10 protein-coding genes are annotated in these 10,860 nt (G+C 70.8%); 6 read left to right on the top strand and 4 right to left on the bottom strand.

Features of this window, described 5'->3' with window-relative positions:
• Together lysX and ACFWP5_RS37355 are read left to right on the top strand one after the other, a co-directional pair.
• On the top strand, positions 1-1,537 hold a 1,537-nt coding region (gene lysX / locus ACFWP5_RS37360), incomplete at its 5' end, for a bifunctional lysylphosphatidylglycerol synthetase/lysine--tRNA ligase LysX (RefSeq protein ID WP_384167193.1).
• A gap of 91 nt (positions 1,538-1,628) precedes the next feature.
• Positions 1,629-2,471, top strand: a complete 843-nt coding sequence (locus ACFWP5_RS37355) for a polysaccharide deacetylase family protein (RefSeq protein ID WP_384167190.1) — start codon at positions 1,629-1,631, stop codon at positions 2,469-2,471.
• Between the two features lie 102 nt (positions 2,472-2,573).
• Here ACFWP5_RS37355 and ACFWP5_RS37350 read toward each other — a convergent pair whose 3' ends face one another.
• Positions 2,574-3,245: a class F sortase gene (locus ACFWP5_RS37350; RefSeq protein WP_384167187.1), complete on the bottom strand. Its 672-nt coding sequence runs from the start codon at positions 3,243-3,245 to the stop codon at positions 2,574-2,576.
• A gap of 332 nt (positions 3,246-3,577) precedes the next feature.
• On the opposite strand from ACFWP5_RS37350, the gene ACFWP5_RS37345 reads away from it, so the two are divergent.
• Entirely contained in the window at positions 3,578-4,084 is a 507-nt protein-coding gene (locus ACFWP5_RS37345) for a hypothetical protein (protein WP_384167184.1), read from the top strand.
• A 94-nt stretch (positions 4,085-4,178) separates the two neighbouring features.
• On the opposite strand, the gene ACFWP5_RS37340 is transcribed toward ACFWP5_RS37345, so the two are convergent.
• The 3 genes from ACFWP5_RS37340 to ACFWP5_RS37330 all read right to left on the bottom strand — a co-directional run bounded on the left by ACFWP5_RS37340 (position 4,179) and on the right by ACFWP5_RS37330 (position 6,336).
• Positions 4,179-4,730 (bottom strand): hypothetical protein, encoded by a 552-nt coding sequence (locus ACFWP5_RS37340; protein WP_384167181.1) that lies wholly within the window; start codon positions 4,728-4,730, stop codon positions 4,179-4,181.
• A 222-nt stretch (positions 4,731-4,952) separates the two neighbouring features.
• Positions 4,953-5,717, bottom strand: coding sequence for a DUF4239 domain-containing protein (locus tag ACFWP5_RS37335; protein ID WP_384167178.1), 765 nt, complete (start codon positions 5,715-5,717; stop codon positions 4,953-4,955).
• Between the two features lie 16 nt (positions 5,718-5,733).
• The gene (locus ACFWP5_RS37330) at positions 5,734-6,336 is read right to left on the bottom strand and encodes a hypothetical protein (RefSeq protein ID WP_384167175.1); all 603 of its coding nucleotides are present in this window, start codon (positions 6,334-6,336) and stop codon (positions 5,734-5,736) included.
• Between the two features lie 271 nt (positions 6,337-6,607).
• Here ACFWP5_RS37330 and ACFWP5_RS37325 point away from each other — a divergent pair, with 271 nt between their 5' ends.
• The 3 genes from ACFWP5_RS37325 to ACFWP5_RS37315 all read left to right on the top strand — a co-directional run bounded on the left by ACFWP5_RS37325 (position 6,608) and on the right by ACFWP5_RS37315 (position 10,850).
• Positions 6,608-7,567 (top strand): SCO0930 family lipoprotein, encoded by a 960-nt coding sequence (locus ACFWP5_RS37325; protein ID WP_384167172.1) that lies wholly within the window; start codon positions 6,608-6,610, stop codon positions 7,565-7,567.
• A 341-nt stretch (positions 7,568-7,908) separates the two neighbouring features.
• A complete protein-coding gene (locus tag ACFWP5_RS37320; RefSeq protein WP_384167169.1) occupies positions 7,909-8,718 on the top strand; it encodes an SAM-dependent methyltransferase in 810 nt (269 codons plus the stop codon).
• Complete coding sequence (locus ACFWP5_RS37315; protein ID WP_384167166.1) at positions 8,715-10,850, top strand: putative bifunctional diguanylate cyclase/phosphodiesterase; 2,136 nt, start codon at positions 8,715-8,717, stop codon at positions 10,848-10,850. Before ACFWP5_RS37320 ends, ACFWP5_RS37315 begins: the two co-directional genes overlap by 4 nt.
• Positions 10,851-10,860: the final 10 nt, after the last annotated feature.

The following is a 10,860-nucleotide window of genomic DNA, read 5'->3' as shown; positions in this document are numbered from 1 at the left end:
CCCGAAGAGCGGACAGCGGCCCGCGACCACCGAGGGGCTGCCGTCGCTGTCGGCACTCGGCCTCGACGGAGGGGACGGGGCAGGGGCCGACGGCCCGGACACCGGCCTGCCCGAACAGGTCCGCGTCCGGCACCACAAACTCGACCGGCTGCGCGCCGCCGGCGCCGACCCCTACCCGGTCGGCGTCCCGCAGCGCACCCACACCCTCGCCGAGGTACGCCCCGGGGAGGACGTCACCGTCGCCGGCCGGGTCATGCTGGTGCGCGACTTCGGCGGGATCGTCTTCGTCGGCCTGCGCGACTGGTCCGGCGACCACCAACTCGCCCTCACCCGCGACGAGTCGGGCCCCGACCTCGACCGCTTCGTCACGGACACCGACATCGGCGACCACATCACCGCCACCGGCCGTGCCGGCACCAGCGACCAGGGCGAGCCCACCGTCTTCGTCACCTCCTGGCAGCTCACCGGCAAGTGCCTGCGCCCGCTGCCCGACAAACACCGCGGCCTCACCGACCCCGAGGCCAAGGTCCGCATGCGCTACCTCGACCTCGTCGCGAGCCCCGGCGCCCGTGACGTCGTCCGCGCCCGCTCCACCGCCGTACAGGCCCTGCGCCAGGGCCTGTTGGAGCGCGGCTACCTGGAGGTCGAGACCCCGATGCTCCAGCAGATCCACGGCGGCGCCAACGCCCGCCCCTTCACCACCCACATCAACGCCTACGACCTCGACCTGTACCTGCGCATCGCCCCCGAGCTGTACCTGAAACGGCTGTGCGTCGGCGGCATGGAGAAGGTCTTCGAGATGGGCCGCACCTTCCGCAACGAGGGCGTCTCCTACAAGCACAACCCCGAGTTCACGATGCTGGAGGCCTACCAGGCGTACGCCGACTACGACGTCATGCTCGACCTCGTCCGCGAACTGATCCAGGGCGCCGCGACCGCGGCCTTCGGCTCGCCCGTCGCCCGCAAGGACGGCCAGGAGTACGACATCTCCGGGCCCTGGCCGGTCAAGACGGTCCACGGCGCGATCTCCGAGGCGCTGGGCGAGGAGATCGACGCCGACACCGAACTGGCCCGGCTGCACCGGCTGTGCGACCGCGCGGGCGTGCCGTACGGCGCAGACGACGGCCGCGGGGACGTCGTACTGGAGATGTACGAGCGGCTGGTGGAGGAGCCGACCCGGCTGCCGACCTTCTACAAGGACTTCCCGACCGACGTCTCCCCGCTCACCCGCCAGCACCGCACCGACCCCCGCCTCGCCGAACGCTGGGACCTGGTCGCCTTCGGCACCGAACTCGGCACCGCCTACTCCGAGCTGACCGACCCCGTCGAACAGCGCCGCCGCCTCACCGCCCAGTCGCTCCTTGCCGCCGGGGGAGACCCCGAGGCGATGGAGCTGGACGAGGACTTCCTCGACGCCCTCGAATACGCGATGCCGCCCACCGGAGGACTCGGCATCGGTGTCGACCGACTCGTCATGTTCCTCACCGGTCTGACGATCCGTGAGACGCTGCCGTTCCCCCTCGTCCGGCGCCGCTGACCGCGCGAACACTGGGCCGGGCGGGTGCTTTCCTGCCGCCGCACCGGTGTTGCCGTGGGGCGGCGGTGCCCGGCCGGGCGACTGATGAGTCATGAAGAAGGATCAGTTGCTCACGCGCCGACGGGCCCTGCTCGCCGGCGCCGCTGCCGTCGGGGCGGCCGGCACCGCCGGTCTGCTGTACTCCGGACTCTCGGACGACGCCCCGGTCCGGGCCGCCGCCCCCGCCGCCGGGCCCCCACCGCGCCTCACGCGCAAACCCTCCTCCTACCGCCTCCAGCCCGTGGCCGGATACGGCGCACCCCACACCGCCCCCGTCCACGTCCCGGTGCGGCACGAACCCTTCCTGCGCATGTCCGGACGCGGCAACACCATGGTCCTGACCTTCGACGACGGACCCGACCCCCGCTACACCCCGCACATCCTCGACACCCTCGCCGAGTACGACGTCCGCGCCACGTTCTTCGTCTGCGGCGAGATGGCCGACTGGAACCGCGACCTGCTGGCCCGGATGTCCGACGAGGGCCACATCGTCGGCAACCACACCTGGTCCCACCCGCTGCTCACCAAGATGACCCGCGGCCAGATCCGCTCGGAGATGGAACGCACCAGCGACGTCATCGAGGACGCCTACGGGGAACGCCCGCAGTGGTTCCGCGCGCCCTACGGCGCCTGGAACCGGGCCACCTTCCAGCTCGGCTCCGAGATGGGCATGGAACCACTCGCCTGGACCGTCGACACCCTCGACTGGGACACCCCCGGCATCCGCCACATCGTCGACGCGGTCGAGGACGGCGCCGCCCCCGGCATCGTGGTGCTCTCGCACGACGCCGGGGGCGACCGTTCCCAGAGTGTGAAGGCGCTGCGCGAATACCTGCCGCACCTGCTGGACTCCGGCTACCACATGACGCTGCCGCGCCGCCGCGCCACCACCTGACGGGCCGCAGGCCCTGTCGTCCCGTTACCGTCGTCCGCCAGGGGGGCGGCCGGGCAGACGGGACCGGGTCGACACGACCTGGGCCGCCCGGCCGGGGAACGCTCAGCGGACCTCGACCAGGCGGGCGAAGGCGACGACGTTCCCGTCGTAGCCGTTCTGCTTGGAGAAGCCGCCGCCGCAGGTGATGACGCGCAGTTCCGGAGTTCCCTTGGAGGCGTAGACGCGGTCGCCGGGGAAGTCCTTCTTCTCGAAGACCTCGATGCCGTAGATCTCGAACACGGCCGTCTTTCCGTCCTTGCGCTCGACCTCGACGCGATTTCCCTTCTTGAGGGCCCCGAGTCCGTAGAACACGGCGGGGCCCATTTTGTTGTCGACGTGGCCCACGACGACCGCCGTGCCCTTTTCGCCGGGGGAGACGGCGCCGGTGAACCAGCCCGCCAGATTCGGGTCCTCCGGCGGCGGCGCACCGACCCAGCCGTCCCCGTCCAGGCCCACCGGCATGATCGGGGCGTCGACCCGGATCGCGGGAATCCGCACCCGGTCGGCGACGGAGTACGGCAGCGGGGCCGGGACCTTGCCGACGGTGCTGTGGCCGGTACGGGCGTCCGCGGCCGCCGCCGACGCCGGCTGGGGCGGTCCCACGTCGAACTCCCCCGAACCATTCCGAATGAGCGCGAGACCGGTCAGCAGAACAAGCGCTATCACTCCCCACGGGGCGCGCTTCTTCTGCCGCTCCTCCTCTTCGGCAAGCTCGGACAGCTCCGACGCAGACATTCGCCATCCCCTCTCGACGAGGCCGTCGCCACGTCAATCGCGCATACGAGAACGCTAAGTCCCGAAGCCGGAACCGGCGACGGGGAAAGCGCGAACGGGTGGCCCGAGCATCCTTATGTGCGCCATACGAGTTGACGGTCACAGGAATTTTCTGACGGTCCGTGACCTGCGGCAATATCCGATTGTGCGCTTTTCCCTCGGCGTGTCCCCTCACCAGGACGGACCATTCTCGAAATGCGGGCGCGCGCAAGGCATCTGAGGGTCTGTCTGGGAGGCGTTTTCTCGCCGATCGACCGGGGACGGGTCCCGGGGCGCCTTCCGCGGAGGATGACATGCGTACAACTCGTGCCCTGGCTGCCGCCGGTGCCGCGGTGGCCGTCCTGGGGCTCGCCGCCCCGGTGGCCGTCGCGGACGGCATGGGCGCCAGCCCCAGCAACATCGTCGCCCTGCCCAGCGTGATCGCCCGCGGTGGACAGCTCACCGTCACGGTCGACGGCTGCTTCAGCGGCGGCAACGCCATGGCGACCTCACCGGGGTTCGAACGCCCCGCCAACCTGTCCCTGCTCGGCCGCTCCGGTACGACGTCCAGCGGAACGGCCAGGATCAGCCGGTCGGCCACCCCCGGCTCGTACAGCATCACCGTCCGCTGCTCCAACGGCTCCTCGCTCACCCGTGACGATGCCTACACCGTCATCGGCGGTGTCCGCGGCGGACTCGGCGGCAGCAGCAGCGCCGGGGCGACCCCGACCGACATGGCGATCGGCGGCGGCCTGGTCGCCGCGGCCGTCGTGGGCGGCGGGGTGTTCTGGATGCGCCGCCGCACCGAGCGCGGGATCTGACCTCCTCCCCTTCGGAGTTCAGGCGCACGTGACAGGCCTTCGCCCCGGACCCATGCGGGTTCCGGGGCGAAGGCCTGTGCGGGTGGCGGAGCGGTCAGGCGCCGTCCTCTCCGGCACGGCGGCGCGAGAAGCGGTAGGCCGCGCCCACCGAGCCCGCGATGAGGGCCGCGCCGATGCCGAGCTCCTTGAGGTTGAAGCCGGCGATGCTGCCGCCCTCACCGGCCCGGACCCCTCGGGGCATCTGCTGGGCGGGCTGGAGCGGCTGGATGTTGTTGTTGTTCGTGCGGCCGGAGGCGATGGTCAGACCCGTGGAGCCGCTCACGCCGTCACACGTGAACGTCACCTGGTACACCGCGCCCGGCCTGGCGTCCCAGTCGACCATCGCCGTCGCCGAGGACTGCCCCGGCGAGATCCTGACGGTGTCGAAGACCCCGGAGGAGACCGTGGCGGAGCCCTTGCAGCCGCCCTGGTCCCGGTCCAGCTGCAGGGTCACCTGGCCGCCCGCCGCGATCGTCGAGGGCAGGACGCTGAAGCCGAACGGCGTGATGTTGTGGTTGCCGTCGCCCTTCGCGACGGCGACCGGCGCGGACAGGGCGAGGGCGCTGATGCCCAGCAGTGCGGCCGAAGCGACGCGTATCGCGCGCATGGTGATTCCTCCGGGTCCCCGAGGAGCAGCAGCGGACCTTTTCCGCTTGCGCCGTAAATGCACCTCGATGACCGAAACGCTAGGAACAAGTGTGCGCTCCCGCGATCGCAGTCGCGCGAATGGGGCAACGGTGTGGGCCGCACAGGGGACACCGTTCCTGCGACCGGGGGACGCCCGCGGCGTGGCGGACGTCCCCCGATGACCGGCTCCGGTGAGGGGCCGTCAGTCCTTGAGGTGCGGGAAGAGGTTCAGGAACGGCTGCGCCGACGCCGTGATACCGCGGCTGTACGGCGCGTCGAAGTCCCAGATCAGGAACAGCAGGAACGCGATCAGCGCCGAGAACAGCCCGGCGAGGATCAGCTCCCGTGTCGTACGCCGGATCTGCAGCGCGAAGACCATGCCGATGGTGATCACGGCCCCGGCGAGCAGCCCGAACCACACCACCGACGGCATGGTCGCCCCGGTGGAGTCCGAACGGGCGTTGCGTGCCGAGTCCACCGCGGTCACCTGGTCGACGAGCGGCTGGTAGGCCTGCGCCTGGAAGTCCGTCTTCGGCTGGTAGTCGGTGACGTCCGCGCGGATCCGCTCAAGGAGGTCGGTGCCGCGCTGGGTGAGCTTCTCGTGGTCGGCCATCGTCTTCCACTCGACGTTGACGACCTGCGAGACGTAGGCCTCCACATCGGCCCGGACACGGTCGCGTTCGTCCGCCGGGTAGACCCGCACCCGCTCCGAGATCTCGTGCAGCGCCTGTGCCTCCGCCTGCACATGGTCCTGGGCGGCGCTGCGGGCCTCCCAGACACCGGCGATCGCCAGGCCCAGGACGATGGCGTACACCACGCCGATCCACATCGTCATGTACTCGATGACGTCCGGGGTCTCGCTGGGGTCCTCGTCCTCGGACGCAGCGCGTTCGCGCAGGAAGGTGACGATGACGACGACGACACAGGCCGCCGCCATCGCGAGGGCGAGAACAAGCCATTCCGACAAGAGGTTCCTCCGGGGATCAGCGCGGACGCAGCGCGGCGATGGCGATCACCGCGGGCACGGTGATGAGCAGGACGTAGACGACCGGCGACGTCCGACCGGGCGTGGGCCGCTGCCGCGGCTGGGCGTGGTACTTCGGATAACTCACCGGGGACGCCGAGGGATGCGGGGTGGGCTTGGGCGATGGCTTCGGAGTCGGGGTCGGCGTCGGTGGCGGAGTGGGCGTGGGGGTCGGGATCACCCGGGGCAGTGGAGCCGCGGGGGCCGGGGCGGGCGGTGGCGGTACGGGCTTCGGTGTGGGCCGTGGCTTCGGCGTCGGCTTGGGTGTCGGGGTCGGCGTGGGTTTCGGCGGGGGAGGCGGAGTCGGCTTCGGCGGTGGCGGGGTGGGCGTCGGGGAGGGGCAGGGCGGTGGCGGGGTCGGCTCCGGGCAGGCCGGGGGAGTCGGCCAGGAGTCGCCGCCGGCGATCGCCACCGCCTCCGTGCCGTCCGGCCCCGTCGAGGCGTACGCGCAGGCGTCGGCCGCTGCCAGGCCCGCCGGTGCGCCCGCCAGCAGCCACGTCAGCGTCACCAGGGTCAACACCCTTGCGGCGAGGGCGGTTCGGGTCGGTTCGGGTCCATGCACGACGGAGATCATGAGGCCTCGCGGGCCGTGGCGCGCCGTGGCGCGAAGGGATTGCCCCGAAGGAGTGGAAGGCGTGGTGCGACGGTTTGACGAACCGGTCATCGGGCGTGGCCGGATGCGCACGCGCGTACTGGGTGGAGCCGCCGTGTCACAGGGGTCGGAAAGAAATTTGTGCGGCGGTTGAACACTTCCGTGGTCCGCACCCGTACCTAGGACCGTGCGGCGGCACAGACGGGCGCTGCAACATCCAGGTGATTATGGGGAGTTGACGATGAAGACCTCCTGGCGGAGCGCCTCACTCGCGGCGACGGCCGTGTCCGTCATGGCGTTGACGGCGGCATGCGGTGCGGACAATGCGCCCACGCCTTCCTCCGCGGCACAGAACGTCGGTGCCACGGCGGCGGCCGGAGGCTACGGAAGCATCGGTGCCACGGCGAGCGCCAGCACCGGTGTCGGCAACGGTTACGGCGCGGACGGCCAGCAGGCCGCGGCCGCCGAGCCCGCGGGCCAGTTGTCCGTTGCCAACAACCCCGACCTCGGCAAGGTGTTGAGCGACGGTGCGGGTCTCACCCTCTACCGTTTCGACGCCGACACGGCCAATCCCCCCAAGTCCAACTGCGACGGCGCCTGCGCCACCGCGTGGCCGCCGGTTCCCGCGAACGACGCCACGGCCGGCGCCGGTATCGACAAGTCCCTCCTCGGCGAGGTGACCCGCACCGACGGCACCAAGCAGCTGACCATCGGCGGCTGGCCCGCCTACCGCTACGCCAAGGACGTCAACGCCGGTGACGTCAACGGCCAGGGCGTGGGCGGCAAGTGGTACGCGCTCGCCCCCGACGGCAAGAAGGCGACCCTCGCCGCGCTGCCCGGCCTCTCGGTCCGCAAGGACGCGAAGCTCGGCGACATCGTCGTCGACAAGAACGGCCACACGGTCTACCGCTTCCTCAAGGACAAGGCATGGCCGAAGTCGGTCTCGAACTGCCTCGGCGCCTGCGCGGACAAGTGGCCGGCCGTCGGCATCGTGTCGGCGAACGACACCAAGGGTGTGCAGAAGAAGGGCCTCATGGGCTTCACCCGGCCCGACGGCGTCAAGCAGATGACCGTCAACTGCTGGCCCATCTACACCTTCTCCGGTGACACGGCCGCCGGACAGACCAACGGTCAGGGCGTGGGCGGCACTTGGTACGCCGTCTCCCCTGAAGGGAAGCCGGTCGGCGCGCCCGCGGAGTAGCGAGAACCTCCCCAGGGTTGATCGCCCCCCGCCCACTCGGCAACGAAACGCGGAAGGGAGGGTCGCGGGCAAGCGACGGAAATGCCGAACAGCACAGCAGCGCGCGCGACCCCAGGTCCGCCCCCTCCGCACCGCACGGAGGGGGCGGGCCGCTTTGCCGTCTCCGGCGCAGCAATTCCGGCATTCTCCGCGCCTCTCCGCGTGTCCCCGCACGTCAATTCGGCACGTGCCGCAGGCAGTGACCGGGAACGGATGGTCAATTTCCGTTTCCGCTCGCTCCTTTGGCGGGCGATCAGTAGCCTCAGCTCGAACACCGGATCGCCTACGCCTTGGAGAGATACATGGAGCGTCCCGCCTGGGCACCACGGAGCATCGACATCTCGGTGCCGAGCGTTTCGCGTATCTACGACTACTACCTGGGCGGTTCGCACAACTTCGAGGTCGACCGGGAAGCGGCCCGCAAGGCCATGGAGTTCCTCCCGGGACTTCCCAAGATCATGCAGGCGAACCGGGCGTTCATGCGTCGCGCCGTACGATTCGCGGCCGCCGAGGGCATCACCCAGTTCCTCGACATCGGCTCCGGAATTCCCACCTTCGGAAACGTCCACGAGGTGGTCCAGGCGGTCAGCCCCGGCGCCCATGTCGTCTACGTCGACCACGACCCGGTGGCGGTCGCGCACAGCCAGGCCGTCCTGGCGGGCAACGAGACCGCGGACGTCGTCGCGGCCGACCTCCGCAAGCCCCAGGAGATCCTGGCGAGCGCCGAGGTTCAGCGGCTGATCGACGTGAATCGGCCAGTGGCGCTGCTTCTCGTTGCCATACTGCACTTCGTGGAAGACGCGGACGACCCGTACGGGGCGGTGGCACAGCTGCGCGAGGCACTCGCGCCCGGCAGCCTGCTGATCCTCACCCATGCCTCGTACGAGGGAATCCCGCTGCCACCGGAGCGGGCGGAGGGCGCGGTGGACGTGTACAAGGACATTCGCAATCCGCTGATCATGCGCTCGCGCGAGGAGATCGCGCGGTTCTTCGAGGGGTACGACATGGTGGAACCGGGACTGGTGCCGATGCCGGACTGGCGGCCGGACACGGCGGAGGACGAGGATCCGTTCTCCTTCTCCGGTTTCGCCGGCGTAGGACGCACGGCGTGATCGCGGAGCCGGACGGGCCGGAGGGCAGACTGCGCAGGTTCGCGACCATCTGGAGCCGGGCGGTGTTCCCGGCGACCTCGACGTCGCTGACCCGGCCCGAGTTCGAGGAGCTGCTCCTGCCGCTGGCGCGGCGGTTGAGCGAGGCGCTGCGGGCCAGGACCTTCGAGGCCGAGGAGGGCAAGGCGGTCGGCGCCGCCCTCGTCTCCGCGCACTGCACCGACCCCGACGCCCTCGCCCACAGCCTGGAGTGCGTCGACGCCTACCTGGTGCTCTACTGCGGCGGCGACGGCTCCCAGGAAGACCTGCGGATCCGCTCGGCCCGGCTCCAGCACGCCATGGCCGCCGGCTTCGCCCAGGCACTGCGCGAGCGCACGCTGGCCGAGCAGGAGGCCATCTCGGTGGCCGCCCTCCAGGCCCAGGGCGTCGTCGCACAGGCCCTGCACGCGACCGAGGCCCGCTTCCGCGCGGTCTTCGAGGGCGCGGCCATAGGTATCGGCATGGCCGACCTCGACGGCAACATCCTCCAGGTCAACGGCGCGCTGCTGCGCATGTTCGGCATCACCGAGCAGACCATGGGCGGCCGCAACGTCCGCGAGTGGACCCACCCGGACGACGCGCCCCAGACCTGGACCCTCTACGACGAACTCGTCCGCGGCGAGCGCGAGCACTACCACGTCGAGAAGGCGTTCTACCGACCTGACGGAACGGTCCTGTGGACCAACCTCACGGTCTCCCTCCTGCGCGACGCCGACGGAAACCCGCAGTACCAGCTCGCCCTCATGGAGGACACCACCGAGCGGCGGCTGCTCAACCTGCGGCTGCGCTACGAGGCGACACACGACGCGCTCACCGGCCTCCCGAACCGCACCCTGTTCTTCGAACGCCTGGAGAAGGCGCTCGGCGCGGGCAACAACCAGCGGTTCGGCCTGTGTTACCTCGACCTCGACGGCTTCAAGACCATCAACGACAGCCTCGGCCACGCGGCCGGCGACCGGCTGCTCGTCGAGGTCGCCGACCGGCTGCAGTCGTGCGCTACCGCGCCCGGCGAGATGGTCGCCCGGCTCGGCGGCGACGAGTTCGTGGCGCTGACCACCGGCCCCGACACCGAGCGCGAGGTCGACGAACTCGCCGGGCGTATCATGAACGCGCTGATCACCCCCGTCAGCATCGACGGCCGTGACCTCACCGTGCGCGGCAGCATCGGCATCGTCGAGGGCCCGGCCGGCGAGCGAGGTCCCGCGGAGGTGCTGCGCAGCGCCGACATCACCATGTACCGGGCCAAGTCCGCGGGCGGGAACCGCTTCGAGCTCGCCGACCCCGAGGCCGACGCCCGCGTCATCACCCGGCACGGCCTGACCACCGCGCTGCCGGCCGCCCTGGACCGGGGCGAGTTCTTCATCGAGTACCAGCCGCTGGTCCACCTCGGCGACGGCAGCGTGCGCGGCGCCGAGGCCCTCGTCCGCTGGCTGCACCCGCAGCACGGCGTGCTCGGCCCCGACCGCTTCATCCCGCTCGCCGAACACACCGGCCTGATCGTCCCGTTGGGCCGCTGGGTCCTGGAACAGTCCGTACGCCAGGCCCGTGCGTGGCGCGAGTCCTACGGCGACGGCGTCCCCCTGCGCATCAACGTCAACCTCTCGCCCTGCCAGCTCACCCACCCCGGCCTGGTCCAGGACACCGTCGACATCCTGGAGCGCACCGGTGTCTCACCCGACGCGCTCTGCCTGGAGGTCACGGAGTCGGCGCTGATCGGCGCCGACGACGACCTCCTGAAGCCGCTGCGGCGCCTCGCCGAGATGGGCGTCGACATCGCCCTGGACGACTTCGGCACCGGCTACTCCAACCTCGCCAACCTCCGCCGCCTGCCGGTGAGCATCCTCAAGCTGGACCGCTCCTTCACCCAGAGCATGCAGCAGTTCCCGGCCGACCCCGTCGACCTCAAGATCGTCGAGGGCATCGTCTCCCTCGCCCACAGCCTGAACCTCGCGGTGACGGTCGAGGGTGTCGAGACCGGCGCACAGGCCGAACAGCTCCGCATACTCGGCTGCGACACGGCCCAGGGCTGGTACTACGCCCGCCCGGGCCCGCCGGACCGGCTGCACGACCTGGCGCTGGTGGACGCGACGGGGTGAGGCGGTAACC

Origin of the sequence: Streptomyces sp. NPDC058469, assembly GCF_042721125.1 — a bacterium.
Taxonomy (GTDB): domain Bacteria; phylum Actinomycetota; class Actinomycetes; order Streptomycetales; family Streptomycetaceae; genus Streptomyces.
The sequence above is the reverse complement of the archived record's forward strand: the minus strand, read 5'-3'. Positions and strand labels throughout refer to the sequence as shown.